This window comes from Mesorhizobium sp. WSM4935 (assembly GCF_029625735.1).
GTDB lineage: Bacteria > Pseudomonadota > Alphaproteobacteria > Rhizobiales > Rhizobiaceae > Mesorhizobium.
The window spans coordinates 1-26,408 of record NZ_JARTVR010000023.1 but is presented as its reverse complement, the minus strand read 5'-3'; the positions used below and the strand labels follow the sequence as shown (position 1 = coordinate 26,408).

The following is a 26,408-nucleotide window of genomic DNA, read 5'->3' as shown; positions in this document are numbered from 1 at the left end:
TCGATCAATAGCCAACGGGTTATTGATTGAATGACGGCCGATCACGACATGCTGTTCAGGACGCTCGCCGATCCGACGCGGCGCGCCATCTTCGAACGTCTCTGCCGCCAGGGCGAGCAGACGGTCGGAGCCCTCACGGCGCAGGCCGGCGTGTCGCAGCCGGCGGTGTCGAAGCATCTGGGCCTCCTCAAGGAGGCGGGCCTGGTGCGTGACCGTCATGAGGGGCGCCAGACCCACTACAGCGCGCAGCTCAAGGCGCTTGCGCCATTGATGGACTGGACGCGCGACATGGCGGGGTTCTGGGAAAGCCGGTTCGACGATCTGGAAGACCTGCTCAAAAGGATGGATCAATGAATGAAGCCGCAACGCGCTCCGTCGTCGTCGAGCGCGAGATACCTTTTCCGCCGGAAAAGATCTGGCGCGCGCTCACCCAACCGCATCTCATCGAGGAGTGGCTGATGAAGAACGACTTCAAGCCGGTCGTGGACCATCGCTTCAGCCTGAACGCGGAATGGGGCGGTGTCGACTGCCAGGTGCGGACGGTCGAGGCCAACAGGACCCTGTCCTACAGCTGGGACACCAAGGACCTTGAAAGCGTGGTCACCTGGACGCTTACCCCGACGGGCACGGGCACGCATCTGCGCATGGAGCAGGTCGGCTTCCGCACGGATCAGGAGCCGTACTACCGCGGCGCCACGGTGGGTTGGAAGCGCAACTTCGCGGCCCTGGAACAGCTGCTTTCGCGGATCGACTGACGTCCGCCGAAGCTTCAAAAGACAGACACGGTCCTGGCTGGCCGCAAACCGCAGGCGTAAGCAATGGAGGCACCAAAAATGAAGATCAAGCTGACCAGCATCTATGTCGACGACCAGGAAAAGGCGCTCGGCTTCTACACCGACGTGCTGGGCTTCACCAAGAAGGCCGACTTCACCAACGGACCGTTTCGCTGGCTAACCGTCGTCTCGCCGGATGACCCAGACGGCACCGAGCTGCAGTTGGCGCTGAACGACAATCCGGCCGCAAAAACCTATCAGCAGGCCATCTTCAAGCAGGGCCAGCCGGCGCTGATGCTGTTCACCGACGACGTCAAGGCCGACCATGAGCGCATCAAGGCCAATGGCGGCACCTTCGCCATGGCGCCGACCGCGGTGACCGGCGCCACCATCGCGCAGCTAAACGACACCTGCGGCAACCTCATTCAGCTTTCGCAGCTGGCGCGCTGGTAGGCAGCTCGATCCGTCTCGTCATTTGCAAGGGAGGTTAGATTGCACTGGAGCAAATGGATCAGGCAGCTTCACCGCTGGCTATCGATCATCTTCACCATCACCGTCATTGCCAATTTCGCCGCCATGGCCATGGGCCCGCCGCCCACCTGGATCGTCTATTCGCCGTTGGTCCCGCTTTTCCTGCTGCTGTTCAGCGGGCTCTACATGTTCGTGCTGCCCTATGCCGGTAGGCAGCGCGGTGAGCCGGCGGGCAAGCGCACGGGATCGGCCTGATGGCGAAGGCGAAATCGAAGGCTGCCGGGTCCGCGGACGCGAAACCTGTCCTGCTTTCGGGCGGCAATCCGCAGATTACCAAGGGCTATGGCGACGCTCCCGTGCAGGCCTATATCGCGGCGATGCCGGGCTGGAAGAGCGAGGTCGGGCGCCGGCTCGACCAACTCATCATTGAGGCCGTCCCCGACGTACAGAAGGCCGTCAAATGGAACTCTCCATTCTACGGCATGGAAGGCGAAGGCTGGTTCCTCGGCATCCACTGCTTCGCCAGATACATCAAGGTGGCGTTTTTCCGCGGCCTGTCGCTGAAGCCCGTGCCGCCCGTCGAATCCAAGAGCAGGGACACACGCTATTTCCATATCCATGAGGACGACCAGCTTGACGAGGAGCAGTTCGTCTCCTGGGTGAAACAGGCAAGCCGGCTGCCCGGCGAACGGATGTAGGTGTAGGAAAGGTCAAGCGCCGTCTCCCTGACACAGCCACGGTTGCACTTTCCAATCAGCTAAGGAGAACCCAACATGCAAAAAGCCGGCACGCAGGAGAAGTCTCCGTCCGAGCTGATCGACGCGAGGATCAAGGAACTCGGCGACTGGCGCGGCGAGATGCTTGCCGGGCTCCGCGCCTTGATCCGGCAAGCCGCGCCCGAAGCCGTCGAGACGTGGAAATGGCGCGGCGTGCCGGTCTGGGAGGATGCCGGCATCATCTGCACAGGGGAGACCTACAAGGCCGTCGTCAAGCTGACCTTCGCCAGGGGCGCGGCACTGCCCGATCCCAAGAAGCTCTTCAACTCCAGCCTCGAAGGCAATACGAGGCGCGCCATCGATTTCAAGGAAGGCGACAAGGTCGACGCAGACGCTCTGAAGGCGCTCGTTCGCGAAGCCGTGGCTCTCAACAAATCCAAGACCAAACGCTGAGAGACGGCTGCCGCCGGTGCTATCGGATTGATGTTGCCAACTTTTCTTCCGCGCCCGCGCAACGCGGATCGATACTATCCAACTACTATCGTCCTCACGCAGCGTAAGCGTACTTCTCCTTCGTAAGCAATAAATCATGAAACAAATACTGGACAAATTTATCGGCCGTTAAGCCAGGCGCGCTATCTGGATCGATGTCGCCGGCAAGCGGGCGACATGCGGGGAAGAACATCGTCTCAACCGGCGGATGAACCAGTCGGACAGACACCGAGGGAGCCGGGCACGGGCTCCATGGGAATGGGATGAAGCTCTCGTCGACCGATGCCGCGCCGCGTCTCATCGGACTGGTCTGGCCTTTCGTCGCGGTCGTCCTGATCCAGGCGCTGGTTGCTACGCTCAGCCTCCATACGCTGTCCGCCGTCCGCGCCTATGTCGGCGGCGAAAGCCAATGGTCGAAAGGGCAGAAGCACGCCATCTATTTCCTGAGCCTCTATGCCGACACCGGCCGGGAAGAGTATTTCAACGAATATCGTCAGGCCATCGCCGTGCCGCTCGCCGATCGCGCCGCGCGGCTGGCGCTCGAACAGGCCGAGCCCGACACGAATACGGCCCGGCTTGGTTTTCTTGGCGGCAACAACCACCCCGACGATGTCGCCGGCCTGATCTGGCTGTTCCGCAATTTCCGCGGCGTCAGCTATCTCGACACCGCGATCCGCCGCTGGACGGCCGCCGACGAGATGATCCTCGCCATCGAAAGACTTGGCGACGACATGCATCGCAGGCTCGAAAAAGGGCCGGCCTCGCCGGTCGAGATCGGTCTCTGGAAGGCGGAAATCCACCAGCTCGACTACCGGATCGGGCCGCTTGCCAAGGCTTTCTCCGACAGCCTGGGCGAAGGATCGCGCTTCATCAAGATGGCGCTGACGGCGGCCAATATCGCGACCGCCGCGCTGCTTATCCTGCTCGCCGTCTGGCGCACGCGCAAGCTGATGAAACAGCGCCAGGCATTTCAGACAGCCCTCAACGCCGAGCGCGAGCGCGCTCAGATCACATTGGCCTCGATCGGTCAGGCCGTCATCAGCACCGATGCCGGGGGGCGGCTGGACTATATGAATGCCGGAGCGGAAAGGCTGCTCGCCTGTCCGCTGGTGGCCGCCAGGGGCAAGCCAGTCGCCTCGTTGTTCCGGCTCGTCGACAAGGACAGCGGCGTCGAGGAGACCGACCTGATCATGCGCCTGCTGGCAGGCGAGCCGCGCCGCTCCAACGTGCGCCCGCAGCTTTTGGAGCGTCTCGACGGCTCGGTCGTGCCCGTGGCGCTGAACGGCGCCCCGCTGATCGTTTCCGGCAAGATTCTCGGTTGCGTTCTGGCCCTGCACGACATGACGCGCGAGCAGGACTATATCGAGCGCCTGTCGTGGCAGGCATCGCATGATGCGCTGACCGGTCTCGTCAATCGCCGCGACTTCGAGAACCGGCTGGCGGGCGCGATCTCCGAAGCGCCGGAAAGGCTGCGCCGGCATGCGCTGATGTATCTCGACCTCGATCAGTTCAAGCTCGTCAACGACACATGTGGCCACGCCGCCGGCGACCAGTTGCTGCGCCAGATCTCGGTGCTGCTCGCCAACGAGCTGCCGCCCGGCGACATCCTGGCGAGACTGGGCGGCGACGAGTTCGGCGTGCTGCTCTTCGATTGCGATGCCGACTGTGCCGCGGCTACGGCCGAGCGCCTGCGCGCGACGGTCCAGGACCTGCATTTCTCCTGGGATGGACGTCCCTTCAACATCAGCGTCAGCATCGGCATGGTCGAAGTCGCCAATGCCGGCATGACATTGGAGGAGGTGCTGCGCGCCGCCGACGTCGCCTGCTACATGGCCAAGGAAAAGGGCCGCAACCGCGTCCAGCTCCACAGCGACGGTGACACGGCGCTGCGCGAACGCTTCGGTGAGATGGCCTGGGTGCAGCGGCTGCATGCGGCGCTGGACGAGAACCGCTTCAGGCTGCATGCGCAGGAGATCGCGCCGCTGCGGAGCGATATTGCCGAGGCAGGCGCGCATATCGAAATTCTGCTGAGGCTGACCGACGAGGACGGCAGCCTCGTCAACCCGCAGAGCTTCATTCCGGCGGCCGAGCGCTACGGCTTGATGCCGGCGATCGACCGCTGGGTGGTGCGCAACGCTTTCGCCACCTTGGCGGCGAGGCTTACCGATCCGCGCGCGGCGCCTATATCCACCTGCGCGATCAATCTATCCGGCGCGACGTTCGGCGACGAGACGTTCCTCGGCTTCATGCGCGAGCAGTTCGCCGCGCACGCGATCGCACCCGAAACGATCTGCCTGGAGATCACCGAGACCAGCGCCATCGCCAATCTGACCGAGGCGATGCGCTTCATTGCCGACCTGCGCGGACTGGGCTGCCGCTTCGCGCTCGACGATTTCGGCTCCGGCATGTCGTCCTTCGCCTATCTCAAGCATCTGCCGGTCGATTATCTCAAGATCGACGGCGGCTTCGTCAAGGACATGCTCGACGACCGCATCGACCGCGCCATGGTCGAGATGATCCATCATATCGGTAAGGTCACGGGAAAACGCACGATCGCCGAATTCGTCGAAAGCGACGGCATCGTCGAGGGCCTGAAGACGATCGGCGTCGATTATGCCCAGGGCTATGCGATTGCCCGGCCCCAGCCGTTCGATGCCACCACCGTTCTGCGTGGCAATCGGAGCGAGCGCGATGCAACGGCGGATAGCTGGGAGACTCTGGCGCGCGCGCTGCGCCGGAAAGCCGGCTAATTACCGAGCTGGAGCAATTCCAGTAGTGGGAGGGCTCGGCGCCTTGCCGCAGCCTTCCGCCTGGATTCGCGTCGAAACAAAGGATAGAGCGGTTCGCCGTTTCCGTTAACCGCTCTATCGGACAATCCCTCCGGCCTGCCGTTCCAACAGGATCGTCGGCTTCTCGTGATAGGTGGTCCGCAAAATCTCTCTATAGCCGTTCCTTTCGGCCACCTTGAGCGAAGCGCCGTTTTCCGGATCGATGATGCAGACGGTTCTTGCCTGTCCGAACACCTCGTCGCTCCAGGCGACGATCCGCCCGACGACCTCGCTCGCGAGGCCCCGGCCATGCGCCTCCGAGGCCATGGCCCAGCCGGCTTCCGGCACGCCTTCGATCGAAGGTTCGATCTTGCGCTTCAGGTCATGGAAACCGGCCTCGCCGATGAAGCGCCCCGTCGCCTTGTCCTCGATCGCCCAAAACCCGTAGCCGATCAGCGACCATAGCCCGGCGTGGCGCAGGAAGCGCATCCAGCTTTCCTCGCGCGTGCGCGGCTTGCCGCCAATGAAACGGGTGACGGCAGGCTCCGCCCACATGGCGGCATAGGTCTCGAAATCGCCCAGGCGGTGCGGCCGCAGAACGGTGCGCGCCGTCTCGAGTATCGGCACGCCGGCTTCCGTTGTGATGCTCATGGCTTCCTCCATTGAGGCGACAGCGCTTAGCAAACCGGGACGCGCGAACAAGGGCCAGGACAACGCGGTGGCTCTTCCAGCCATGACGGCCTTCGCACGGCCGCATCGCTATGGGCTTTTCGCGTGGCGATGCTAGTTTGCGCGCGAAGCCGACCTAGAAACGCAAAGTCGACCGGAGAAAACCATGGACACCACCGACCTCTTGCTGGCGATTGCGCATCACCTTCTGGTGTTCTCGCTGGCCGGCATCATCGGCGCCGAGTTCGTGCTGGTGCGCGGCGATCTGGGCGCGGCGACGCTGAAGCGCCTTGCCGGCATCGACCGTCACTACGGCATCATCGCCGCGCTGATCGTCGTCGTCGGCGTCTGCCGGGTGTTCTTCGGTCTCAAAGGCTGGGAATTCTACGTCTACAACTGGGTGTTCTGGGCAAAGATAGTGGCCTTCGCCATCGTCGGCCTGCTGTCCATCGTGCCCACCACGCGCTTTCTCTCCTGGAACAGGCAGGCCGGCGGCAACCCCTCCTTCGCGGTGCCGGCCGCGGAACTCGCCTCGGTGAAGAACTATGTTCGCGCCGAGGGCTTTATCTTCCTGCTTATTCCGGTCTTCGCCGCGGCCATGGCGCGCGGCTACGGTTATTAGCGAACGGCCTTAGGCTTCGACCGGAAACGTCTCATCCAGCGGCGCGATCGGCACCAGCGGGGCCGGTATGTCGGTGGTCTTTTCCTTCGACTTGCAGATATCGGCTATCACGCAGACCGGGCAGTCGGGCTTGCGCGCCTTGCAGACATATCGGCCATGCAGGATCAACCAATGATGCGCATGGCGCATATATTCGGCCGGGATGACCTTGAGCAGCCCTTGTTCGACCTGCTCGGGCGTATTGCCGGGCGCCAGCCCGATCCGGTTGCCGATGCGGAAGATATGCGTGTCGACCGCCATGGTGGGCTGGCCGAAGGCGACGTTGAGCACGACGTTGGCGGTCTTGCGCCCCACACCCGGCAACTTCACCAGCTCGTCGCGATCCTGAGGCACCTTGCCCCCATACTCCTCGATCAGCGCCTTCGACAGCGCGATCACGTTCTTGGCCTTGTTGCGCCACAGACCGATGGTGCGGATATAGTCGCCGACCTTGGCCTCGCCCAATGCCAGCATCTTGGCCGGCGTGTCGGCCGCCGCGAACAACGCCTTCGTCGCCTTGTTGACGCCGGCATCTGTCGCTTGCGCCGACAGCACCACCGCGACCAGCAGGGTGAAGGCATTGACATAGTCGAGCTCGCCTTTCGGCTCCGGCCGCTGCACGGAGAAACGCCGGAAGATCTCATGCACCTCGGTAGGGCTGTAGAGCGATCGCGACGCGGCTTTTCGCGGCCGTGCACCGGGCGCCCGGCCGCTGCCGGCAAGGGCAGGTTGAGGTTTTCTGACAGCTGCGGATTTTTTCGACTTGGGAGGCGCCATTTCCTTCCTATAATATTCCCTCATGAGCGACACAAACGCCTCGTTCCGGGCCGACGAGCCATTTTTCCAGGCCTTGCTGACGCCGCACCGGTCGCTCGGCCGCACCGGCTTTCTGATCCTGATGGGGGCGCTTCTGTTCGGCTGGGCGGTCACCGGCGCCTTCTTCCTGGCGCATGGCGCCTGGCCGGTATTCGGCTTTTTCGGCCTCGACGTGATCGCCGTCTACATCGCCTTCCGCGCCAATTACCGCGCCGCGCGCGCCCGCGAGGAAATCTCGGTCTCGCGCACCAGTCTCGACATCCGCAAGACAGCACCGTCCGGGCGTTCCGAAGCGCATCATTTCAATCCGTTCTGGACACGGTTTTCGATCGCCCGCCATGCTGAGATCGGTATTACCAGAATGGCGGTGGAAGCGCAGGGCAGGAGCGTGGCGATCGGGGGCTTCCTCAACCCCGACGACCGCGAAAGTTTCGCCACCGCCTTTTCGCGCGCGCTGGCGACCGCCAAGACACGCTGACGCTCAAGCGTATCAGAACCGGTAGCGCAGTAGCCTGCCGACCTTGCGCATGGCGGGGATGAGCTTCCAGAGACCGGTGAACAGGCGCGCGGACCAGCCCAGGCGCGCGCCTTGCTCCGGCTTGTAGGACGGAATCTCGCCGATGAAGCGAAGTTTCGGAACCGCCCGCTCCAGTTCGCGCGGATCCTCGATGGCCCAATGAACTTCCGAGCCCGTTGCCTTGATGGCCGGATTGAGGCGGATCAGCTTCAGGCCGAAACGGCTGTAGGCATCGAACATCAGCTCTCCGCCGGCGAGATGCGAAACAAGCCGCGCGAAGAGCCGCGGCCCCTCGTCGGCGGCAAGATACGGCGTCAGCCCCTCGGCTACGACCATCGCCGGGCGATTGCGCGGCACCTCGGCCAACCATCCCGGTTCGATCACCGACGAAGCGATCAGATGGTAGTAACGGTCCCTGGACGGATAGAGCCTGCGCCTGAGCTCGACGACATCAGGATAGTCGACATCGAACCAATCCACGCCCGGCGGCGGATCGACCCGGTAAATGCGCGTGTCCAGCCCGCATCCCAGATGCAGCACGATCGCGTCCGGATATCTTGCAAGGAAATCCCGGACGTTGACGTCCAGCGTCTTCGCCCTGATGGCAAAACCCAGGCCGAGATTGCCGTCGACCTTGAGCCTTGCGAAATCATAATCGATCTTGCGCACCGCCTCGTCGGCGAAGCGGTCCTGGAGCAGCGAGTTGGGCGACCGGCTCTCCAGCGCCTTGCCGTAGAGCGTCATCAGCAAGGTTTCCTTCGCCCCGGTCAGATCGACCTTTTCGCCGGCCATGATTGTCCTCTTCGTGCCGAAGCTCACTCTATCTGGATGCGGGCGGCGGGAAGGCAAGTTTCGGGTGGTTGCAAAGCTCTGGAAAACCGATATTCGCGGCCAAGGAGATATTGCCATGAACGCTCAGATGACCATGAATACACGGATGAAACCGACCGCGATCCTTGAGAACGACGTCACGCCCGAAGGCAGCGACTATGACGTCGTGCGCCGCGCCATCGAGAAGATCAGCCTCGACTATCGCGACCAGCCCTCGCTGGAGGTGCTGGCCGAGGAAGTCGGCGAGACGCCGACCGGCCTGCAGAAGCTGTTCACGCGCTGGGCCGGCCTGTCGCCCAAGGCCTTCCTGCAGGCGGTGACGCTCGACCATGCGCGCAGGCTGCTCGATTCCGGCATGCCGCTCCTGGAGACGTCGTTCGAGCTGGGCATGTCCGGCCCTGGCCGGCTGCACGACCTCTTCGTCACCCATGAGGCGATGTCGCCCGGCGACTACAAGACCCGCGGCGCGGGTCTCACCATTCGCTACGGCTATCACATCTCGCCTTTCGGCATCGCGCTCATCATGGTCACCGACCGGGGTCTCGCGGGCCTCGCCTTCTGTGACGCCGGCGGCGAGCGGGCTGCCTTCGCCGACATGTCCGGCCGCTGGCCGAACGCGACCTATGTCGAGGACATGTCGGCCACCCAGGCTTACGCGGCGCGGGTCTTCGACCCGACGAAGTGGCGCGCCGACCAGCCGCTGCGCGTGGTGATGATCGGCACCGATTTCCAACTCCGCGTCTGGGAAGCGTTGCTGCGCATCCCGATGGGCAGGGCCTGCACCTATTCCTCGATCGCGGCAAGCATCGGCGCGCCCAATGCCAGCCGGGCCGTCGGCGCGGCCGTGGGCGCCAACCCAATGTCCTTCGTGGTGCCCTGCCACCGGGCGCTGGGCAAGTCCGGCGCGCTCACCGGCTATCACTGGGGCCTGACGCGCAAACGCGCCATCCTCGGTTGGGAAGCGGGGCAGGTGGCGTCCTGAAGCGCGCGGCCGCCGTTATCGCCTGCGATGACGGCGCGCTGTCGCAGCTGTTGCCGCAAATCTGCCGACCTCATCCGCATATGCCTCGATCGGGTGAGGTCGTCCGATCAGATATCCCTGCAGTGCATGACAGCCCTCCTCGCTGAGGAAGCTCAACTGCTCAAGTGTCTCGACGCCCTCGGCGATGATGTCCATGGACAAGCCCCGGCCTAGTCCGACGATGGCGCGGATTATGGCGACCGTCTGCGGACTTTTTTGGATCATTCCGACAAAGGACTTGTCGATCTTGATCTTGTCGAAGGGAAAAGACTGAAGATAGGAGAGCGACGAGTAACCGGTTCCGAAATCGTCGAGCGCGATCTTCACCCCGAGCGATTTCAGCCGCCTGAGGATCGAACTTGCCCGCGAAAGGTCATCGAGCAGCACGCTCTCCGTTATTTCAAGTTCGAGCCTGTTCGGATCGAGCCCGGTTTCAAGCAGGATCTGGTGCAGCAGACCCGGGAGATCGCCCTGGCGAAACTGCACGGGAGACAGATTGACGCCGATCTGAACCGGCTTGGCCCACGAAGCTGCCTCGCGGCATGCCTGCCGCAGCACCCATTCTCCCAAGGATACGATCAATCCGCTTTCTTCGGCCACCGGAATGAACTCGGCGGGCGGAATTAATCCTCGTTCCTTGTGGACCCAGCGGATCAAAGCTTCGAAGCCGACAATCTCGCCGGATACGTTCGCCTGCGGCTGGTAGTGCAGGAGCAGCTCGCCGCTTGCCAGCGCCGAGCGCAAGTCCTGCTCGAGGGCGCGGCGTTCGCGGAGCTTGCGATCCATGTCGGCCTCAAACATCCGGAAAACGCCGCGACCGTCGGCTCTGGCGCGATCGAGCGCTGCATGAGCATTGCTCAAGAGGGCCGCAACGTCTGTCGCATCATCGGGGAAGAAAGTAATGCCGATGCTGAGCCCAACCCTCAGCGCACGGCCCTCGACATCGAAAGCATCGGCGATTGTCGCTAGCAGGCGGTCAGCCAATTCCACGGCTGTAGCAGGATGCGGCCCCTCGCTGACGATTATCGTAAATCCACTGCCGCCCGTCCGTGCAAGGAAGTGCTTGCCGGCAGCCTCGGCAAGGCGCTTCGCTGCCTTGCCGAGCAGACTATCCGCAACTCCCGGGCCGTAGACATCGTTCAGCTCCTTGAACCCGTCGATATCGATGCACATGAGGGCAAAGGACTCGCGCCCGGACGTCGCCCGCTCAAGCGCGAAGTCGAGGCGCTCGACGAGCATCGTTCGGTTGGGCAGATCGGTCAACCCGTCGTGCGTGGCCATGTAAGCGATCCGCGCGGCATCTCGCTTGCGGTCCGTGATGTCCTCGGCAACTGCAAGCACGTATTTCGATTTGCCGTCATGGCCATCTACAGCCAGGCGTCGGGTTACGAGATCGCGTACCCCCTTGTATCGCGTTGGGATCTTCTCCTCCGCCGCGATCTGCAAGGTATCGGAACGCAAGGCCTCCTGGTCGCGAATGAGAAAGGACACCGCATCTTCTGGCGGAAACAGCTCGGAATCGGTCCGTCCGATCAGTTCCTCCCGCGGGATGCCTAGCAGCTCCTCGCCCGCTCGGTTCATCAAAACGTAGCGGTGCTGCCCGGCCTCCTTTGCGAAGAGCATGACCGGAATGTTCTCGATTACCGTGTCCAGGAATTCCCTCGCGCGGCGCATGCCGTCTTCCGCGAGCTTTCGTTCCGTCACATCTATGATGGCAACCATGAAAGACGAACGGCCATCATATTCGATAGGCTTGGAGTAGGCGACAACATGGATCACGCTGCCATCCGCCTTGATGTGGCGCCAACTGCGCCCGCTTCTGTCCGAGCCCTGGCCGGCAGCCACGATCTCGCGCGTCGCCTCAGCGTCTTCCGGAGGCCTGATATCTAGTATCGATTTCGCAAGGAACTGTTCGCGCGAATAGCCGTAACATTCGACGGCGGCATGATTGACGGCCAGAAAGCGCAGGCTGCTCCGGTCGAACACCCACATCGGAACCGGGTTCTCCTCGAACAGCAAGCGAAGCGAGGCCTCATGCTGCTTGAGTGTCGTGATGTCCGAAATGCAACCGACCACAAAGCGAGCACCGCTCGGCAGCAATGCCCGGGCCTTGCGTGTCATCAACGTGCGGACTTTGCCGTCGGGACCCCGAATGACCTCCTCATTCTCGTTGACTTCGCCGGTGTCCAGCACCAGCCGGTCGATCCGGCTGAACACATCCGCATGTTCCTTGGGGACGAAATCGTAATCGGTGCGGCCAGCCAGTTCCCCGAAGGATCGACCCATGAAATCGCACATGCTTCGGTTCACCACGAGGAAGCGGGATTGGCTATCCTTCACGAATATGGGGTGCGGGACGGCGTCAAGCACCAGCCGCACGGCGTCGGCATCATCGGCGGAAAATGACTTTGCGAGTTGGTCGAGCGGAGACTCTAAGCTGGGCATTCTTGTCTCGCATTGTAGCCAGGAACCCAACGAAAACGTTTACGTCTATAATTCTTACTTATCTGTAATCATCCAAATTCTAGTCGTAACTAAAATTTAGGCCTCGTACAGCCCGTCATCGGAACACTGGTAAACGCGTGCCTTCCGGGGTAGCTTCCCGCGCATCAGCGGGAGGCAGTTTCTTGATTATCGTTGTCGGTTCGATCAACCTCGACCTCATCGCCAACGTCGACCGCTTGCCGGAACCCGGCGAGACCGTGCGGGGCTCCGGCTTCGTCACCGCGCCCGGCGGCAAGGGCGCCAACCAGGCCCTGGCCGCGGCGCGCGCGGGAGCGCAGGTGCGCATGGTGGGCGCGGTCGGCAAGGATAGCTTTGCCGCCGAAGCGCTCGCCCTTCTCAAGGCGGGCAATGTCGATCTCTCCGGTGTCGGCGAGAGCTTCGCCTCCACCGGCACGGCCTTGATCCTGGTCGGCGCCGACGGCGAAAACGTCATCGCCGTCGTGCCGGGCGCCAATGATTCGGTGGTGCCGGGCGATGTTGCCAAGGCTTACCTCAAAAAGGGCGATGTCGTGCTCTTGCAGCATGAGATCCCGCTGCAGACGGTCGAGGCCACGCTGGATGCCGCGCGCGCGGCAGGCGCCGTCAGCGTGCTCAACACCGCCCCCTTCCGGGCTGAAGCCGCCGGCTTCCTCGGCAAGGCCGACTATTCCGTCGCCAACGAAACCGAGTTTGATCTCTATGGCGAGGCGCTGGCGCTTTCGGGCCGTGACCGCCCTGCCCGCATGCGCGACTATGCCCAAAAGACCGGCCGCGCCATCGTTGTCACGCTCGGCGGCGACGGCGTGCTCGCGGCCACGCCTCACGATTTCCTCACCATTCCGGCGCTGAAGATCACGCCGGTCGACACGGTCGGCGCCGGCGACACCTTCTGCGGCTATTTCGGCGCCGGCCTCTCGTCCGGTCTCTCACTTCAGGATGCGCTCGCCCGCGCCGCCGCGGCCGGGTCGCTCGCCTGCCTGAAGCCCGGCGCGCAGCCGGCGATTCCGCTGGCCAAGGATGTCGACGCGGCTTTGGCGGGCACCCGTTAAGCCATGCGCCCCGCCACAAAACATGCCGTGCCGCCGGTCGGCGACATCTGCCGCCTATCCGCCGTCGAGCTCGCCGACAGGATCAGGCAGCGCCAATTTTCGGTTCGCGAGGTGGTCGGCGCGTTCCTCGAGCGCATAGAGGCCGTGAACCCGCTGGTCAACGCCATCGTCTCGCTGCGCGAGCGCGCCGACATCCTGGCCGAGGCCGACAGGGCCGATGCGCATCTGGCTCGCGGCGGCGAGGCCGGATCGCTGTTCGGCCTGCCGATCTCCATCAAGGACCTCGCCCAGACCAAGGGCCTCAGAACCACCTTCGGCTCGCCGATCTTCGCCGATTTCATCCCTGAGGAGGACGATTTCTTCGTCGAACGCATCCGCAAGGCCGGCGCCATCATCATCGGCAAAACCAATGTCCCGGAATTCGGCCTGGGCTCCAACACCTACAACCCGGTCTTCGGGCCGACGCTCAACGCCTTCGACCCGGCGCTCACCGCAGGCGGCTCGAGCGGCGGCGCGGCCGTGGCGCTGGCGCTCGACATGGTGCCGGTCGCCGACGGCAGCGACTTCGGCGGCTCGCTGCGCAATCCGGCCGCCTACAACAATGTCTACGGCTTCCGTCCCTCTCAGGGCCTCGTGCCCGCCGGCCCCGATATCGATGTCTTCCATGCCCAGATGGGCGTCGAGGGACCGATGGGCCGCAGCGTGCGCGACATCGCGCTGCTGCTCGATGAACAGGCCGGCTATCATCCGCGCGCGCCGCTGTCGCACGCCAAGGAGGGTTCGTTCCTCGACGGCTTGAGGACAAAAGCATCCGGCGGCCGCGTCGCCTGGCTGGGCGATCTCGGCGGCCACCTGCCGACGGAGCCAGGTGTGCTCGACCTCTGCGAGGCCGCCCTTGCCCGCTTTGCGGACGCGTCGTTCCACAGCGAAACACTGGTTCCGGATGTCGATTTCGAGGTGCTGTGGCAGGCTTTTGTCACCTTGCGCCAGGCGAGCAGCGGCTGCGGGCTGAAGGCGCATTATGACGATCCGGCAAAACGCAGGCTTCTGAAGCCCGAGGCTGTCTGGGAAGTGGAGCAGGCGATGCGTCTGACCGCGCCGCAAATCCATGCCGCCAGCGTCCGGCGCACCTCCTGGCACCGCACGCTGCTGTCGCTGTTTGATTCCTTCGACCTGATCGCCCTGCCGACCGCGCAGGTCTTCCCGTTCGACGTGACGACCCACTGGCCGCGCGAGGTCGCGGGGCGGACCATGGACAGCTATCACCGCTGGATGCAGGTTTCGGCCTTCGCCACGCTGGGCGGCTGCCCGGCGCTCAACGTGCCGGCCGGCTTCGACGAGAAGGGAAGGCCGATGGGCATGCAGCTGATCGGCCGCCCGCGCGGCGACCTCGCCGTGCTAAAGGCGGGAGCCGCCTACGAAGCGACGCTGCCATGGGCGGCCGGGGCCGGGTGACGGGCCGCCCCTGCCCGGCCAGCTTGCGCCAGCGCCAATCCCGTGCATTGATCGCACTCCGCCCAAGTCGGCGCTGTCCTGTTCGAGGGAAATCATGTCGCTGGAACTCTACGCAACCTATGTCGTCGCCTGCATCGTCATCATCCTGGTGCCGGGACCCACGGTCACGCTGATTATCGCCAACAGCATCCGCCACGGCTCGCGCGCGGGCCTGGCCAACGTCGCCGGCACGCAGGCGGGGCTCGCCATCATGATTGCCATCGTCGGCATTGGCCTCAACACGCTGATCGCTGGCATGGGCCACTGGTTCGAATGGGTGCGGCTGCTCGGCGCCGCCTACCTGATCTGGATGGGCGTGCAGATGTTCCGGGCGAAAGGCGTCCTGAATCCGGATGGGTCGGCGAAGAAGCCGCGCGGCGGCTTCTTCCTGCAAGGCTTTCTAGTGGCGATCTCCAATCCCAAGACGCTTGTTTTCTTCGGCGCTTTCTTCCCGCAGTTCATCGCGCCGCAGGGCAATTACACGCTGCAGATCGTGGTCATGGGCCTGACCGCCATGATCTTCGCCGCCATGTCGGACTCGACTTACGCTCTTGCCGCCGGCCGCGCCGGCCGGCTGCTGTCGGCCAGCCGCGTCAAGCTGATGTCGCGCATCAGCGGCAGCTTCCTGGTCGGCGGCGGGCTGTGGCTGGCATTCTCGAAGGCGAAATAGACGCGCCGGAATGGGAAGCATGATGGCAATCTGCTGGGGTAAGCCGACGGTTGAAAGTTTGCCTTCGGTCCGCCACATGAGTCCGTAAATGGGGATTCATGCGAATGTCTTGGATGTTTGCGGGTGTCAAAAGGAACGCACCCGGCGTCATCCTGATCATTGCTATGTTCGCGTCGATCTTCGCCCTTGATCCGCATAAATGGGCGAATGACGCCAGCCCGATCCGCTTGGTCGAGCCAATGAACGCGACGGTCAAAAGCACGCATTGGGACAAAGGCAGTCCGAGCATCTACATGCTGGTACTGGACGACGGCTCGTCTGTTTTCATCGACGATAACCAGCCGCACCTGATCGGTTCGCGCGTGACGCTAGAGCGCGTCACGCGCGACAACGGTCTTGTGTTCTACCGGTTTCCGGAGTGAGTCAGGTGGGTCGAACGGCAGGCCCGCTGGAATATACAAGCCTGCCGGCAAATCAGTTACAGCCGCCCGAGCCGCTCCACCAGCAGCGCGAAGAAGCCGTCATGGTCGATGTCGCGCATCACCATGGCGTTCTTTTCCCGCTTGGTGACGCCCCACCAGTCGATCACCGTCATGCCCATGGTGAGCTCCGACGCGGTTTCGACGCTGACATTGCAGCGGCGGCCCTTGAACAGCTCCGGCTTGAGGAGATAGGCGATCACGCATGGGTCATGCAGCGGCCCGCCATCCGTACCGTACTTTTCCTCGTCATAGCGCTCGAAGAACTCCAGCATCTCGGCGGTCGCCGTGCCGACCTTGGAGCCGAGCTGGCGGAAAGCCTGTATGCGCTTGGACGTGGTCAGCGCCTTGTGGGTGACGTCGAGCGGCATCATCACGATCGGAATGCCCGATTTGAACACCAGATCGGCGGCCTGCGGATCGACATAGATGTTGAATTCGGCGGCCGGCGTGACATTGCCTCCCTCGAAGAAGCCGCCGCCCATCAGAACGATTTCCTTGATGCGCGGCGCGATCCTGGGCTCTCGGATCAGCGCCAGCGCAATGTTGGTGAGCGGTCCGAGCGGGCAGAGCGTGATCGTGCCGCTTTCCTCGCGCATCAGTGTCTCGACGATGAAATCGACGGCATATTGCTCCTGCAATGGCATGGTGGGCTCAGGCAATTGCGGGCCGTTCAGGCCGGTCTTGCCGTGCACTTCCTCGGCGGTGACGAGCTGGCGCACCAGCGGGCGGATGGCGCCGGCATAGACCTTGACGTCGGGCCGGCCGGCCAATTCGCAGATCTTGCGGGTGTTGCTCTGGGTCAGCTTCAGCGGCACGTTGCCGGCAACCGCGGTGATGCCGACGATCTCCAGCTCGGAACTGCCGAGCGCCAGCAAGATGGCGACGGCATCGTCCTGGCCGGGATCCGTGTCGATGATGATCTTTCTGGACTGGGGCATTTCAATTCCTTTTGGGGAGTCTTTTTGGGCGGGGGTTTAGAGCATGATCCCGAACCGGAGGTCAGCGTTAGCAAAAAGTGGGAACCGGTTTTCGGACAAGATCATGCTCCACCGAACCAGATGGCGGTTCAACGAAACGTCATCCTGATTCAGTGGCTTGAACTTGATCGCGCGGCGGACCATATCAAGACCATCGGGAAAAATGCCATCCGGGTTTTTCCAGTTTGTGTCGCTCTTCAGAGGACAGTGTAACAATGAGTCGAATGACGCCCTTCTCCAGCCCGCTTCTCCTGGGGTTCGATGCCATGGAAAAGACGCTTGAGCGTCTGGCGAAGTCGGGCGACAGCTATCCTCCCTACAACATCGAGCGCCTCAGCGCCGCCGACGGCAAGGCCGAGAGGCTGCGCATCACATTGGCCGTTGCCGGCTTCGCCGAGAGCGACCTCGATGTCACCACGGAGGAAAACCAGCTGATCGTGCGCGGCCGCCAGACCGACGACACCGAGCGCGAATTCCTGCATCGCGGCATCGCCGCGCGCCAGTTCCAGCGCTGCTTCGTGCTGGCCGACGGCATGCGGGTGATCGGCGCCGAGCTGAAGAACGGCCTTTTGTCGATCGATCTCGACCGTCCGGAGGCCGAGCGGCTGGTACGGAAAATAAACATATCGGTGAAAGACTGACCTTTGCCGATGGCTCTATGCGAGGCGGCCAATCCTGGCGTCCTCGCGCCAAGGAGGCTTGAAATGACCAGAACTGACGAAACGATCACCATGACCAGCGGCGAATTCGCCCATCTCGGCGAAGGCTCGGTCGCCTATCTCAGGAAAGTGTCGAGCGACGACCTGCGCGGCCGCTTCCCCGGCCTGCAGGAAATCGCGCCCGGCCTTGAGCTGTGGGCGCTGTTTGCCGCCAACGGCCAGCCGATCCTGCTTTCCGATGCCCGTGACCGAGCGCTGGCGGGCGCGTTGGAAAACGATCTGACCACGGTCGCCATCCACTAAGGCGACTGCTGGCTGTCCGAAAATGGAAGGGCCGCTCTTCCGGCGGCCTCTTTAAGGTTTCATCCCAAAAACCGGGGTTTCGCCCAAACTTCAGGCCGCGTGCGAGGCCTGCGTGTCCGAGAGCAGTGCGTGGATCGCCACCGCGTCGCGCGTACCCCTGATCTTGGCCACCGTGTCGGCATCGCGCAGCACGCGCGCGATGCGCGACAGCGCCTTCAGATGATCAGCGCCGGCGCCTTCCGGCGCCAGCAGCAGAAAGACGAGGTCGACCGGCTGGTCGTCCAGCGCCTCGAAATCGACCGGCGTTTCCAGCCGGGCGAAGACCCCGGCGATGCGCTTCACGCCGGCGAGCTTGCCGTGCGGAATGGCGATGCCGTTGCCGACGCCGGTCGAGCCCAGCCGCTCGCGCTGCAGAACGGTGTCGAACACCTCCCGTTCCGGAATCCCCGAAATCGCCGCGGCCCTCTCCGACAGCAATTGCAGAAGCTGCTTTTTGGAATTCGCCTTCAACGCCGGCATGATCGCCGGGACGCTGATGAGATCACTGAGATCCATGCTTGAAAAATCCCTTGCTCGCCTGCCGCGCCAGTCGTCGTCCCCCTCGCGCGGCTGGCTTTTTATCCCTGAGCGACTTTGGTCGTCGACGGATCGATCCAGCCGATATTGCCGTCCGGCCGGCGGTAGACGATGTTGAGATGGTCGTTTCCGGCATTGCGGAAGACGAAAACCGGGCTGTCGCTGGTGTCGAGCTCGATGACAGCCGACGCCACCGACATCGTCCGCAGCGTCATGCTCGATTCGGCGACGATAACCGGAGCGAAGTCCTCCGGAATGTCTTCCTCGTCGTCGGTGAGGGGAGCCATCACCGTGTAGGCGATGTCGGTCGGCTCTTCGCCATTGCCGTTGCCGGTATTGCGCGACTTCAGCCGGCGCTTATAGCGGCGAAGCCGGGTTTCCAGGCGATCGGCCGCCGCCTCGAAAGCCAGTGTCGGGTCCTGGGCGTCGCCGGTCGCCTGCAGCGAAGCGCCGGAATCGAGCCGGACCATGCAGTCGGCGGAGAAACGCGATCCCGATTTGATGACCGTGACATGTCCTGAAAAACCCCGATCGAAATATTTCTCGATCGCCTCGCCGACCCGGTCGTTGATGCGCGTGCGGAACGCATCGCCGATGTCCATGTGTTTTCCCGAGATGCGCAGATTCATCTGAAAACTGACCTTCCTTGCTCAGGCTTCAAACTGTTCCCGAGTTTATACCCGTGGTGCGCGCGCACAAGCTTCGCAGCGGCATGTGCGCCGATTTTAGACCCGAACTTTCCGGTTGATCACAAGTCGCCTTCTTGGCCGTCCATGGCCGTATCTGACGGACCCATTCGCAAGCGGGCATTACCGCCCTGCTCCATGCGGGCGGGCTTCTAGACACTTCATTGCGGCTTGTCAATCAAGCTTGGGAATTGTGGGAAACCAGCCCGTCTCGTACGGGGCAAGGCCTGTCGGCATTCCGCGCCGGGCTTAGCGGCCGGCGTTCGCGAGCGCCCGCTTCTCCCGCCGTCTTTGCACCGACGACGGAATGTTCATGCCTTCGCGGTATTTCGCGACGGTGCGGCGCGCAATATCGACGCCGCTTTCCTTGAGCATGTCGACAATGGCGTCGTCGGAAAGCACGTCGGCGGGCTTTTCCTCGTCGATCAACTGCTTAATGCGGTCGCGCACGGCCTCGGACGAGTGCGCTTCGCCGCCCTCGGCCGAGGCGATCGATGCCGTGAAGAAGTAGCGCAGCTCGAAGACGCCGCGCGGCGTCAGCATGTATTTGTTGGCTGTGACGCGGCTGACGGTCGATTCATGCATGCCGATGGCATCGGCCACCGTGCGCAGGTTGAGCGGCTTGAGGTGGCGCACGCCATGGACGAGGAAAGCATCCTGCTGCCGCACGATTTCCGACGCCACCTTGAGAATGGTCTTGGCCCGCTGATCTAGGCTGCGCGTCAGCCAGTTGGCGTTCTGCAGGCATTCGGCGAGAAAATCCTTTTCCGCCTGGCCCTTGGCGTGGCTCGAAATGCGGGCGAAGTAGACATTGTCCACCAGCACGCGCGGCAGCGTGTCGGCATTGAGCTCCACCGCCCAGCTGCCGTCATTGGCCGCGCGCACCTCGACATCGGCGACGATCGCGTCGCTCGCGCCGCCCGAAAACGCCAGGCCGGGCCGCGGATCGAGCGCGCGGATCTCGGCCAGCATGTCGAGGAGATCCTCCTCGTCGACGCCGCAGATGCGTTTCAGCGTCTGGAAATCCCGCCGCGCCAGAAGCTCGAGATTGGCGACCAGCGCTTTCATCGCCGGATCGAGCCGGTCGCGGGTCTGGAGCTGCAGCGACAGGCATTCGGCAAGGTCGCGCGCAAAAAGGCCTGGCGGCTCGAAGGTCTGGCAGACGCCGAGCACGCGCGCCACCGTTGCGTCATCCGTGCCGAGCCGGGCTGCGATCTCACCGAGGTCGATGCGCAGATAACCGGCTTCGTCGAGCCCGTCGGCGAGCTCGCCCGCGATCAGCCGCTCGCCGAGGCTTAGCGAAGCAAGCGCGATCTGCTCGCCGACATGTTCGCGTAACGTGATGGCGGCCGCGGCCATGTCGCCGACATCGAATCCCTCCGATGACGCCGCGCCGGCGCCGCCGCCGGCCGACTTCCACTGCGCCGTGAGATCAGGCCCTAGCCTCTCATGGGTACCGGGATCGTCGGGAAACAGATTCTCCAGGGAAGAATCGAGCTTTTGCGAGATCGCTTCCGCGCTCCACTCCGCCTCGCCCTCGAACCAATCGCCTTCGGAATCCCGCTCCGGCGCCGCCTCGCTTTTCTGGGTCTGGTCGCCGGAGGTGTCGTCTTGCGCTTCGGCGCGCTCCAGGAGCGGATTGCGCTCGATCTCCTCGTCGATGAAGCGCTCGAGCTCGACATGGGTGAGCTGCAGCAGGCGGATCGACTGCATCAGCTGCGGCGTCATCACCAGCGACTGGGACTGTCTGAGCTGCAGTTTGGCTGCCAGCGCCATGGTGGAATTCAAACGCCTCGTCTACGCGTCGCACAGTTGTTTTTCGGTCGGGCATAGAAACTGGCCCGGCTTTTGCTTGTCAAGGAAAACGCTAGCAGCTCCGGCTTACCGGGGCGTTATCGAGCGCTAAAATAACGAAAAGCCGCCAGGCGGCTTTCGAAAATCGCACCACAGCCCGAACCAGCAGTCAGAGGGTGAAACCCTCGCCGAGGTAGAGACGCCGCACATCGGCATTGGCGACGATCTCGTCGGCCCGGCCATGCGTCAGCACCTGGCCGGCGTGGATGATGTAGGCGCGGTCGATCAGGCCGAGCGTCTCACGTACATTGTGGTCGGTGATCAAAACGCCGATGCCGCGGGCCGTGAGGTGCCGAACGAGCTGCTGGATGTCGGCGACGGCGATCGGGTCGATACCGGCGAAGGGTTCGTCGAGCAGCATATAGGCCGGCCGCGTCGCCAGCGCCCGCGCGATTTCGAGGCGGCGCCGTTCGCCGCCCGACAGCGACATTGACGGCGCCTTGCGCAGATGGCTGATGTGGAATTCCTCGAGCAGCTCGTCGAGGTTGCGTTCGCGCACCTTGCGATCTTTTTCGACAACCTCCAGCACGGCGCGGATATTCTGCTCGACGTTCAGGCCGCGGAAGATCGACGCTTCCTGCGGCAGATAGCCGATCCCGAGGCGGGCGCGCCGGTACATCGGCATCGAGGTAACGTCGAAGCCGTCGATCTCGATCGAGCCTTCGTCGACCGGCACCAGGCCGGTGACCATGTAGAAACAGGTGGTCTTGCCGGCGCCGTTGGGACCAAGCAGGCCGACGGCTTCGCCGGCGCGCACGCCAAGCGTCACCCCGCTCACCACCTTGCGGCCCTTGTAGCTCTTGGTCAGGCCCTTGGCGATCAGGGTGCCCTTGAACTTTGCCTTGTCGGTGCCGACCGTCGCCGGCGCAGCCGGCTTTGCGGCCGCCCGTCCCGGAAGACGGGCCAGCAGCGAGGTTACGCCGGCCATTACTTGCCCGACGCTCCCTGCTGCTGCGCGCCCTGCTTCTGGGGCGTGAACGACATCATCACGCGGCCGCCGCAGCCATCGACATTGGCGAGGCCGCTCTTCATCTGCACGGTGAGCTTGCAGCCCTTGAGCACATTGTCGCCCTGCGACAGCACCACTTCCTTGCCCTTAAGCACCAGCACCTGCGTCTTCATGTCGAATGTGCCGCTGTCGCCCGTAGCGATCTGGTCGTTCGACTTGACGTAGACTTTGTTCTCGACCTCCAGATGGTCGATATTGGCGGCGCCCGTCATTGCCGACGCGCCGGCGGCGGCGCTTTTGCCGGCATTGGCATCCTTGACGTAATAGACCGTCATCTTGCCGGCCTTGAGCAGGGTCGGCCCCTGATTGACGGTGACGTTGCCGCTGAATATGGCCATGCTCTCGGCCTGGCGGACCTCGAGCTTGTCGCTTTCGATCTGGATCGGCTGGTCACCCGATAGCTTGAGCCCGGGGATCTGGCTGGTCGCGCTCGATTGCGCGAAAGAATGCGCCGTCGCCAAAACCAGCAATGCGGAAGCAGCGCCCGAAAGCCATGCGGATTTACTGCGACGCATTCTGTTCTCCACCGTTTACCCCTGCTGCCTTCAGCGCGGCTGGATCTATGTTGACGCGAACCCGGTTCTCGAAGACCACGAGCCTGCCATTGTCCTCGACCGACATCGAGTCCGCGGTGATGCGCGACCCGCCGCGGCTGACGTCGACCGGATTGCTCGTCTTCATAGAGCCTTTGCCCATGTCTAGGAAGATCGATTTGAACTTGGCCATGAGGCCGTCCGTCGTCGTCACGCTGACCTCGCTGGTCAGGTCCATCGTATTGGCGTCGCGATTATAGATGCCGTGCGCTGCATCGACCGACACGATATTGTCGGTGGCGACCGGCAGTTTGGCATTGATGCCGTCGAGGTCGATGATAGCCTGCTGGCCGACATCCTGCGTCGCCCTGGTCGCCGTCAGCGAATATGGCAGCTTCTGCTTGGTGAAGCCGTTTAGCTTCGGATTGGCCATCACCAGCTTGCCGTCGGAGAACGCCGTGCCGTCGGCCTGCACCGAGACGGAGAGGGGCGCCTTGAGGTAGGAATAGACCGGAAAGGCGACGGCGATCGCGACCGCGAGCAGCGGCACCGCGAATTTCAGCACGCGCACGCGGCGCGAGTGCCGCTGCGCGCGGTTGAAAGCATCGCCACGCGTGCCTTGGGCCGCGGGAGCCGATGCCCTACCGGCATCGCTCGTTTCGTCAGATCGCGCCAACATGACTTTTCTAATGGACCTTTGCCCGCCCAAACACCGCCTATAGGTGGTATGCCGGCACCTACAAGCAAGCACAAGCGGAGGAAAACTGCAAAAATGTGACGACTGCCGCCCGCAAAATCGACCAGAATCCGGCGAGACGGCTTGTACTTCATAGCAGATAGGGGACCCTGGTTGCGTTAATTTTTCGTGAGGTCGGCGTCGCCGCTTCACGGTAGGGCGCTCTCAGGAAACGGTAGCCGTGTGCGGAGGCTTGCTTTAAAAGCGTGCTTTCCCACCGACCAACGAGGCTGATGATGGCAATGAGAGCCGACGACCTGATCGACCGCCGCCGCTTGCGCCGCAAGCTGACCTTCTGGCGCGTTGTCGCGTTTCTGGTTCTGGCGGCGGCAATTATCGCCTTCTCGACCTGGGTCTATGACGACAAATTTACCGGCCTGGCGGTTCCCCATATCGCCAAGGTCAAGATCGAAGGCACCATCACCGAGGACGAGGAACTGCTCAAAAGGCTTGAAGCGATCCGCAAGTCGCCGGAGGTCAAGGGCGTCATCCTGTCGATCGATTCGCCCGGAGGCACCACGGTCGGTGGCGAGTCGACATTCGAAGCCGTGCGCAAGCTTGCCGGCGACAAGCCCGTGGTGGCCGAGGTCGGCACGCTGGCGGCGTCGGCCGGCTATATGATCGCCAGTGCGGCCGACCACATCGTCGCCCGCAAGACCTCGATCGTCGGCTCGATCGGCGTGCTGATTCAATACCCCGATGTCAGCGGTCTCATGGACAAGCTCGGCATCAAGCTGGAGGAGGTGAAATCGTCGCCACTCAAGGCTTCGCCCTCGCCCTTCAAGCCGACCAATGAAGATGAACGCGCCATGGTGCGCAAGCTGATCCTCGACAGCTACGACTGGTTCGTCGGCATAGTCGCCGACCGCCGCAAGATGACGCATGACCAGGCGCTGGCACTGGCCGACGGTTCGATTTTTACCGGCCGCCAGGCTTTGGCCAACCATCTGGTCGACGCCGTCGGCGGCGAACAGGAGGCGATCGACTGGCTGGCGACAAAGGGCGTGGACGCCAAACTCAAGGTCGTCGAGTGGAAGGAAAAGGACAGGCCTGGCGGTTTCCTGTTTTCCCAGTCGATGGCAAAACTGGCGGCCAAGGCGCTTGGCCTGCCGGATGCCGGCGGCGATGTCATTCACGAGCTCGGCGCCGACCGCTTGTTTCTTGACGGTCTCGTTTCGGTCTGGCACCCTTGACATCTCGCTGGGGCGAGCCAAAAAAGCAATAAAATCATCCTGATAATCGATTGCAGTGGTTTACGGGGAACGTTCTATGATCAAATCCGAGCTTGTGCAGATCATTGCCGCGCGCAACCCGCACCTTTTCCTGCGCGATGTCGAAAACATCGTGGGCGCGATCTTTGACGAGATCACCGATGCGCTTGCCGAGGGCAACCGGGTCGAGTTACGCGGTTTCGGAGCATTTTCGGTGAAAAACCGTCCCGCCCGCACCGGCCGCAACCCGCGCACCGGCGAATCCGTCGAGGTCGAGGAAAAGTGGGTGCCATTCTTCAAGACCGGCAAGGAGTTGCGCGAAAGACTGAACGGCGGCAAATAAGCGCCGCGCCGGCGGGTTGAAACGGCATCCTGGCGCTTAAAGCATGTCTCCCGAAAGTGGAGGCCGGTTTCGGGGCAAAGACATGCGCGCTTAGGAAGCTTCTCTCTATGTGGAGATCTGATGTTCAATCGCTTCATCCTCGTCGTGGTCTTCGTGCCGCTGGCAATCATCCTGATCGCGCTCGCCGTCGCCAATCGCGGCGTCGTCGCTTTCACGCTCGACCCGTTCCATCCCGGCAATCCCGCGCTGACGCTGAACCTGCCGCTTTTCATCTTCCTGTTCCTTGCCTTGGCCGTCGGCATGGTCGTCGGCAGCATGGCGACCTGGGTGAAGCAGGGCCGCTACCGCAAGCTCGCGCGCCAGCGTGGTCTGGAAGCCGAAAACCTGCGCCAGGCGGTGAGCTGCCCGCCGGCGGCGCCCAATGGACCGGCGCTGCCCAAGCCAACGAACTAGAGCATGATGCCGAAAAGTGTGAAGCGGTTTTCGGGCGACGTCATGCTGTCTCTGAGTAACCCTCTACGGAGCCTCCGATGCTGCATATTTCGGCCGAAGAGGTCGACCGCGCGCTGACCTTTCCCGGCCTCGTCGAGACATTGCGCACCGCCTTTCGCGAAGGCGCCGTGCAGCCGGTTCGCCACCATCACGGCGTCGAGCGGCCGGATGGTGCGGCCTCTACCCTGCTTTTGATGCCAGCCTGGACCGACTTCAACGCCGCCGGCACCTCGGCGGGAGGGCATATCGGCGTCAAGATCGTCACCGTGTCGCCGGACAACAACGCCATCGGCAAGCCGGCGGTGATGGGCCTTTATCTTCTGCTCGACGGCGTCACCGGCGAGCCTGAGGCGCTGATCGACGGCCAGCGGCTGACGCAATGGCGCACGACCTGCGCCTCGGCGCTCGCCGCCTCCTATCTCGCCCGCAAGGACGCCTCGCGGCTTCTGGTGATCGGCGCCGGCGCGCTGTCGCCGTTCCTTGCCAGGGCGCATTCGGCGGTCAGGCCGATCACATCCATCCGCATCTGGAACCGCACGCCGGCCAATGCCGAAAAAGTGGCCGCCGCCTTGCGTGCCGAAGGCCTTCCGGCAAGCGCGGCCGGCGATCTCGACGCCGAGCTTGCCGAGGCCGATATCGTCACCTCGGCGACCATCTCGAACACGCCGCTGGTCAAGGGCGCGCTTTTGAAGCCGGGCGCCCATGTCGATCTCGTCGGCGGCTTCACGCCGACGATGCGCGAAAGCGATGACGACGCGATCAAGCGCGCCCGCGTCTATGTCGACACCCGCGCCGGCGCCACCAAGGAAGCCGGCGACATCGTCCAGCCGCTGGCCTCAGGTGTGCTGAAGCCGGAAGCGATCGTCGCCGACCTCCACGAGCTCGCGCGCGGCGAGAAACAGGGCCGGGAAAGCGACGGCGAGATCACGCTGTTTAAGTCGGTCGGCGCAGCTCTTGAGGATCTCGCAGCAGGCATCGCCGTCTACGAGGCGCTCAAATAGGCAGTAGGGATTGGGCAGTAGGCAATAGAGAGGGTAGGCCTACTGCCTACTGCCTACTGCCTACTGCCTACTGCCTACTGCCTACTGCCTACTGCCTACTGCCTACTGCCTACT

The 26,408-nt window shown here is 63.3% G+C and carries 31 protein-coding genes; 20 read left to right on the top strand and 11 right to left on the bottom strand.

All coding sequences use genetic code 11. The annotated features are described in order from the left end of the window. The first annotated feature begins 30 nt into the window (after positions 1-30). From P9273_RS30240 to P9273_RS30210, 7 genes are all read left to right on the top strand, one after another. Positions 31-354, top strand: coding sequence for an ArsR/SmtB family transcription factor (locus tag P9273_RS30240; protein ID WP_040997444.1), 324 nt, complete (start codon positions 31-33; stop codon positions 352-354). Then, the gene (locus P9273_RS30235; RefSeq protein WP_278052145.1) at positions 351-755 is read left to right on the top strand and encodes an SRPBCC family protein; all 405 of its coding nucleotides are present in this window, start codon (positions 351-353) and stop codon (positions 753-755) included. The genes P9273_RS30240 and P9273_RS30235 overlap by 4 nt, the downstream gene beginning before the upstream one ends. Positions 756-833: 78 nt before the next feature. Further along, positions 834-1,226, top strand: coding sequence for a VOC family protein (locus P9273_RS30230; RefSeq protein ID WP_278052143.1), 393 nt, complete (start codon positions 834-836; stop codon positions 1,224-1,226). A gap of 39 nt (positions 1,227-1,265) precedes the next feature. Beyond that, a complete protein-coding gene (locus P9273_RS30225) occupies positions 1,266-1,499 on the top strand; it encodes a hypothetical protein (protein ID WP_278052142.1) in 234 nt (77 codons plus the stop codon). Beyond that, positions 1,499-1,942 (top strand): DUF1801 domain-containing protein, encoded by a 444-nt coding sequence (locus tag P9273_RS30220; RefSeq protein ID WP_278052141.1) that lies wholly within the window; start codon positions 1,499-1,501, stop codon positions 1,940-1,942. Before P9273_RS30225 ends, P9273_RS30220 begins: the two co-directional genes overlap by 1 nt. 75 nt (positions 1,943-2,017) lie before the next feature. Then, entirely contained in the window at positions 2,018-2,413 is a 396-nt protein-coding gene (locus P9273_RS30215) for a DUF1801 domain-containing protein (protein WP_278052140.1), read from the top strand. Positions 2,414-2,715: 302 nt separating this feature from the next. After that, positions 2,716-5,202, top strand: a complete 2,487-nt coding sequence (locus P9273_RS30210; RefSeq protein WP_278052139.1) for an EAL domain-containing protein — start codon at positions 2,716-2,718, stop codon at positions 5,200-5,202. 114 nt (positions 5,203-5,316) lie between these two features. Here the strand turns inward: P9273_RS30210 and P9273_RS30205 are convergent, their stop codons facing one another. After that, positions 5,317-5,871 (bottom strand): GNAT family N-acetyltransferase, encoded by a 555-nt coding sequence (locus P9273_RS30205; RefSeq protein ID WP_278052137.1) that lies wholly within the window; start codon positions 5,869-5,871, stop codon positions 5,317-5,319. A gap of 184 nt (positions 5,872-6,055) precedes the next feature. Here P9273_RS30205 and P9273_RS30200 point away from each other — a divergent pair, with 184 nt between their 5' ends. After that, positions 6,056-6,511: a DUF2214 family protein gene (locus P9273_RS30200; RefSeq protein ID WP_278052135.1), complete on the top strand. Its 456-nt coding sequence runs from the start codon at positions 6,056-6,058 to the stop codon at positions 6,509-6,511. A 9-nt stretch (positions 6,512-6,520) separates the two neighbouring features. Here P9273_RS30200 and nth read toward each other — a convergent pair whose 3' ends face one another. Next, on the bottom strand, positions 6,521-7,327 hold the full coding sequence (gene nth, locus P9273_RS30195; protein WP_278052184.1) for an endonuclease III: 807 nt from the start codon (positions 7,325-7,327) through the stop codon (positions 6,521-6,523). A 22-nt stretch (positions 7,328-7,349) separates the two neighbouring features. Between nth and P9273_RS30190 the strand changes: the two genes are divergently transcribed. Next, complete coding sequence (locus tag P9273_RS30190; protein ID WP_278052133.1) at positions 7,350-7,844, top strand: DUF2244 domain-containing protein; 495 nt, start codon at positions 7,350-7,352, stop codon at positions 7,842-7,844. 12 nt (positions 7,845-7,856) lie between these two features. Here the strand turns inward: P9273_RS30190 and P9273_RS30185 are convergent, their stop codons facing one another. Beyond that, the gene (locus P9273_RS30185; RefSeq protein ID WP_278052132.1) at positions 7,857-8,675 is read right to left on the bottom strand and encodes a class I SAM-dependent methyltransferase; all 819 of its coding nucleotides are present in this window, start codon (positions 8,673-8,675) and stop codon (positions 7,857-7,859) included. A gap of 115 nt (positions 8,676-8,790) precedes the next feature. Between P9273_RS30185 and P9273_RS30180 the strand changes: the two genes are divergently transcribed. Beyond that, positions 8,791-9,696 (top strand): methylated-DNA--[protein]-cysteine S-methyltransferase, encoded by a 906-nt coding sequence (locus P9273_RS30180; RefSeq protein ID WP_278052131.1) that lies wholly within the window; start codon positions 8,791-8,793, stop codon positions 9,694-9,696. Positions 9,697-9,711: 15 nt separating this feature from the next. On the opposite strand, the gene P9273_RS30175 is transcribed toward P9273_RS30180, so the two are convergent. Beyond that, entirely contained in the window at positions 9,712-12,180 is a 2,469-nt protein-coding gene (locus P9273_RS30175) for a sensor domain-containing protein (RefSeq protein ID WP_278052130.1), read from the bottom strand. A gap of 182 nt (positions 12,181-12,362) precedes the next feature. On the opposite strand from P9273_RS30175, the gene P9273_RS30170 reads away from it, so the two are divergent. The 4 genes from P9273_RS30170 to P9273_RS30155 all read left to right on the top strand — a co-directional run bounded on the left by P9273_RS30170 (position 12,363) and on the right by P9273_RS30155 (position 15,854). Next, positions 12,363-13,268: a ribokinase gene (locus P9273_RS30170; protein ID WP_278052129.1), complete on the top strand. Its 906-nt coding sequence runs from the start codon at positions 12,363-12,365 to the stop codon at positions 13,266-13,268. Positions 13,269-13,271: 3 nt separating this feature from the next. Next, a complete protein-coding gene (locus P9273_RS30165) occupies positions 13,272-14,723 on the top strand; it encodes an amidase (protein ID WP_278052128.1) in 1,452 nt (483 codons plus the stop codon). A 94-nt stretch (positions 14,724-14,817) separates the two neighbouring features. Beyond that, positions 14,818-15,432 carry a LysE family translocator gene (locus P9273_RS30160; RefSeq protein ID WP_040997470.1) on the top strand — a complete coding sequence of 205 codons (615 nt, stop codon included), beginning with the start codon at positions 14,818-14,820 and terminating at the stop codon, positions 15,430-15,432. A 104-nt stretch (positions 15,433-15,536) separates the two neighbouring features. Further along, positions 15,537-15,854 carry a hypothetical protein gene (locus P9273_RS30155; protein ID WP_278052127.1) on the top strand — a complete coding sequence of 106 codons (318 nt, stop codon included), beginning with the start codon at positions 15,537-15,539 and terminating at the stop codon, positions 15,852-15,854. A 56-nt stretch (positions 15,855-15,910) separates the two neighbouring features. Here P9273_RS30155 and P9273_RS30150 read toward each other — a convergent pair whose 3' ends face one another. Further along, positions 15,911-16,852, bottom strand: coding sequence for a nucleoside hydrolase (locus P9273_RS30150; RefSeq protein ID WP_278052126.1), 942 nt, complete (start codon positions 16,850-16,852; stop codon positions 15,911-15,913). A gap of 254 nt (positions 16,853-17,106) precedes the next feature. On the opposite strand from P9273_RS30150, the gene P9273_RS30145 reads away from it, so the two are divergent. After that, positions 17,107-17,532, top strand: a complete 426-nt coding sequence (locus P9273_RS30145) for an Hsp20 family protein (RefSeq protein WP_040997476.1) — start codon at positions 17,107-17,109, stop codon at positions 17,530-17,532. A 63-nt stretch (positions 17,533-17,595) separates the two neighbouring features. Then, complete coding sequence (locus tag P9273_RS30140; RefSeq protein WP_040990310.1) at positions 17,596-17,853, top strand: DUF1150 family protein; 258 nt, start codon at positions 17,596-17,598, stop codon at positions 17,851-17,853. 90 nt (positions 17,854-17,943) lie between these two features. Here the strand turns inward: P9273_RS30140 and ptsN are convergent, their stop codons facing one another. The 6 genes from ptsN to lptC form a co-directional block, all read right to left on the bottom strand. Further along, positions 17,944-18,408 carry a PTS IIA-like nitrogen regulatory protein PtsN gene (gene ptsN, locus P9273_RS30135; protein WP_040997478.1) on the bottom strand — a complete coding sequence of 155 codons (465 nt, stop codon included), beginning with the start codon at positions 18,406-18,408 and terminating at the stop codon, positions 17,944-17,946. A gap of 62 nt (positions 18,409-18,470) precedes the next feature. Continuing rightward, a complete protein-coding gene (gene hpf, locus P9273_RS30130; protein WP_040997480.1) occupies positions 18,471-19,058 on the bottom strand; it encodes a ribosome hibernation-promoting factor, HPF/YfiA family in 588 nt (195 codons plus the stop codon). Positions 19,059-19,364: 306 nt separating this feature from the next. After that, the gene (gene rpoN, locus P9273_RS30125; RefSeq protein ID WP_040997482.1) at positions 19,365-20,891 is read right to left on the bottom strand and encodes an RNA polymerase factor sigma-54; all 1,527 of its coding nucleotides are present in this window, start codon (positions 20,889-20,891) and stop codon (positions 19,365-19,367) included. A gap of 187 nt (positions 20,892-21,078) precedes the next feature. After that, positions 21,079-21,897 carry an LPS export ABC transporter ATP-binding protein gene (gene lptB / locus P9273_RS30120; protein WP_040997483.1) on the bottom strand — a complete coding sequence of 273 codons (819 nt, stop codon included), beginning with the start codon at positions 21,895-21,897 and terminating at the stop codon, positions 21,079-21,081. Next, positions 21,897-22,493: an LptA/OstA family protein gene (locus P9273_RS30115; protein ID WP_040997485.1), complete on the bottom strand. Its 597-nt coding sequence runs from the start codon at positions 22,491-22,493 to the stop codon at positions 21,897-21,899. Before P9273_RS30115 ends, lptB begins: the two co-directional genes overlap by 1 nt. Continuing rightward, positions 22,480-23,190 carry an LPS export ABC transporter periplasmic protein LptC gene (lptC, locus tag P9273_RS30110; RefSeq protein WP_040997487.1) on the bottom strand — a complete coding sequence of 237 codons (711 nt, stop codon included), beginning with the start codon at positions 23,188-23,190 and terminating at the stop codon, positions 22,480-22,482. The genes P9273_RS30115 and lptC overlap by 14 nt, the downstream gene beginning before the upstream one ends. 293 nt (positions 23,191-23,483) lie before the next feature. Between lptC and sppA the strand changes: the two genes are divergently transcribed. The 4 genes from sppA to P9273_RS30090 all read left to right on the top strand — a co-directional run bounded on the left by sppA (position 23,484) and on the right by P9273_RS30090 (position 26,294). Then, positions 23,484-24,440, top strand: a complete 957-nt coding sequence (sppA, locus tag P9273_RS30105) for a signal peptide peptidase SppA (RefSeq protein WP_040997758.1) — start codon at positions 23,484-23,486, stop codon at positions 24,438-24,440. A 76-nt stretch (positions 24,441-24,516) separates the two neighbouring features. Continuing rightward, positions 24,517-24,801, top strand: a complete 285-nt coding sequence (locus tag P9273_RS30100) for an integration host factor subunit beta (RefSeq protein WP_027165368.1) — start codon at positions 24,517-24,519, stop codon at positions 24,799-24,801. Positions 24,802-24,921: 120 nt separating this feature from the next. After that, positions 24,922-25,254 carry a hypothetical protein gene (locus P9273_RS30095; RefSeq protein ID WP_040997489.1) on the top strand — a complete coding sequence of 111 codons (333 nt, stop codon included), beginning with the start codon at positions 24,922-24,924 and terminating at the stop codon, positions 25,252-25,254. A 77-nt stretch (positions 25,255-25,331) separates the two neighbouring features. Further along, entirely contained in the window at positions 25,332-26,294 is a 963-nt protein-coding gene (locus P9273_RS30090; protein ID WP_040997491.1) for an ornithine cyclodeaminase family protein, read from the top strand. Positions 26,295-26,408: the final 114 nt, after the last annotated feature.

What these genes read in the sequence shown, in the direction of transcription:
- P9273_RS30240 (WP_040997444.1), top strand. Translation starts at nt 31, where the DNA reads ATGACGGCCGATCACGACATGCTGTTCAGGACGCTCGCCGATCCGACG.
- P9273_RS30235 (WP_278052145.1), top strand. Translation starts at nt 351, where the DNA reads ATGAATGAAGCCGCAACGCGCTCCGTCGTCGTCGAGCGCGAGATACCT.
- P9273_RS30230 (WP_278052143.1), top strand. Translation starts at nt 834, where the DNA reads ATGAAGATCAAGCTGACCAGCATCTATGTCGACGACCAGGAAAAGGCG.
- P9273_RS30220 (WP_278052141.1), top strand. Translation starts at nt 1,499, where the DNA reads ATGGCGAAGGCGAAATCGAAGGCTGCCGGGTCCGCGGACGCGAAACCT.
- P9273_RS30215 (WP_278052140.1), top strand. Translation starts at nt 2,018, where the DNA reads ATGCAAAAAGCCGGCACGCAGGAGAAGTCTCCGTCCGAGCTGATCGAC.
- P9273_RS30210 (WP_278052139.1), top strand. Translation starts at nt 2,716, where the DNA reads ATGAAGCTCTCGTCGACCGATGCCGCGCCGCGTCTCATCGGACTGGTC.
- P9273_RS30205 (WP_278052137.1), bottom strand. Translation starts at nt 5,871, where the DNA reads ATGAGCATCACAACGGAAGCCGGCGTGCCGATACTCGAGACGGCGCGC.
- P9273_RS30200 (WP_278052135.1), top strand. Translation starts at nt 6,056, where the DNA reads ATGGACACCACCGACCTCTTGCTGGCGATTGCGCATCACCTTCTGGTG.
- nth (WP_278052184.1), bottom strand. Translation starts at nt 7,327, where the DNA reads ATGGCGCCTCCCAAGTCGAAAAAATCCGCAGCTGTCAGAAAACCTCAA.
- P9273_RS30190 (WP_278052133.1), top strand. Translation starts at nt 7,350, where the DNA reads ATGAGCGACACAAACGCCTCGTTCCGGGCCGACGAGCCATTTTTCCAG.
- P9273_RS30185 (WP_278052132.1), bottom strand. Translation starts at nt 8,675, where the DNA reads ATGGCCGGCGAAAAGGTCGATCTGACCGGGGCGAAGGAAACCTTGCTG.
- P9273_RS30180 (WP_278052131.1), top strand. Translation starts at nt 8,791, where the DNA reads ATGAACGCTCAGATGACCATGAATACACGGATGAAACCGACCGCGATC.
- P9273_RS30175 (WP_278052130.1), bottom strand. Translation starts at nt 12,180, where the DNA reads ATGCCCAGCTTAGAGTCTCCGCTCGACCAACTCGCAAAGTCATTTTCC.
- P9273_RS30165 (WP_278052128.1), top strand. Translation starts at nt 13,272, where the DNA reads ATGCGCCCCGCCACAAAACATGCCGTGCCGCCGGTCGGCGACATCTGC.
- P9273_RS30160 (WP_040997470.1), top strand. Translation starts at nt 14,818, where the DNA reads ATGTCGCTGGAACTCTACGCAACCTATGTCGTCGCCTGCATCGTCATC.
- P9273_RS30155 (WP_278052127.1), top strand. Translation starts at nt 15,537, where the DNA reads ATGTCTTGGATGTTTGCGGGTGTCAAAAGGAACGCACCCGGCGTCATC.
- P9273_RS30150 (WP_278052126.1), bottom strand. Translation starts at nt 16,852, where the DNA reads ATGCCCCAGTCCAGAAAGATCATCATCGACACGGATCCCGGCCAGGAC.
- P9273_RS30145 (WP_040997476.1), top strand. Translation starts at nt 17,107, where the DNA reads ATGAGTCGAATGACGCCCTTCTCCAGCCCGCTTCTCCTGGGGTTCGAT.
- P9273_RS30140 (WP_040990310.1), top strand. Translation starts at nt 17,596, where the DNA reads ATGACCAGAACTGACGAAACGATCACCATGACCAGCGGCGAATTCGCC.
- ptsN (WP_040997478.1), bottom strand. Translation starts at nt 18,408, where the DNA reads ATGGATCTCAGTGATCTCATCAGCGTCCCGGCGATCATGCCGGCGTTG.
- hpf (WP_040997480.1), bottom strand. Translation starts at nt 19,058, where the DNA reads ATGAATCTGCGCATCTCGGGAAAACACATGGACATCGGCGATGCGTTC.
- rpoN (WP_040997482.1), bottom strand. Translation starts at nt 20,891, where the DNA reads ATGGCGCTGGCAGCCAAACTGCAGCTCAGACAGTCCCAGTCGCTGGTG.
- lptB (WP_040997483.1), bottom strand. Translation starts at nt 21,897, where the DNA reads ATGGCCGGCGTAACCTCGCTGCTGGCCCGTCTTCCGGGACGGGCGGCC.
- P9273_RS30115 (WP_040997485.1), bottom strand. Translation starts at nt 22,493, where the DNA reads ATGCGTCGCAGTAAATCCGCATGGCTTTCGGGCGCTGCTTCCGCATTG.
- lptC (WP_040997487.1), bottom strand. Translation starts at nt 23,190, where the DNA reads ATGTTGGCGCGATCTGACGAAACGAGCGATGCCGGTAGGGCATCGGCT.
- sppA (WP_040997758.1), top strand. Translation starts at nt 23,484, where the DNA reads ATGGCAATGAGAGCCGACGACCTGATCGACCGCCGCCGCTTGCGCCGC.
- P9273_RS30100 (WP_027165368.1), top strand. Translation starts at nt 24,517, where the DNA reads ATGATCAAATCCGAGCTTGTGCAGATCATTGCCGCGCGCAACCCGCAC.
- P9273_RS30095 (WP_040997489.1), top strand. Translation starts at nt 24,922, where the DNA reads ATGTTCAATCGCTTCATCCTCGTCGTGGTCTTCGTGCCGCTGGCAATC.
- P9273_RS30090 (WP_040997491.1), top strand. Translation starts at nt 25,332, where the DNA reads ATGCTGCATATTTCGGCCGAAGAGGTCGACCGCGCGCTGACCTTTCCC.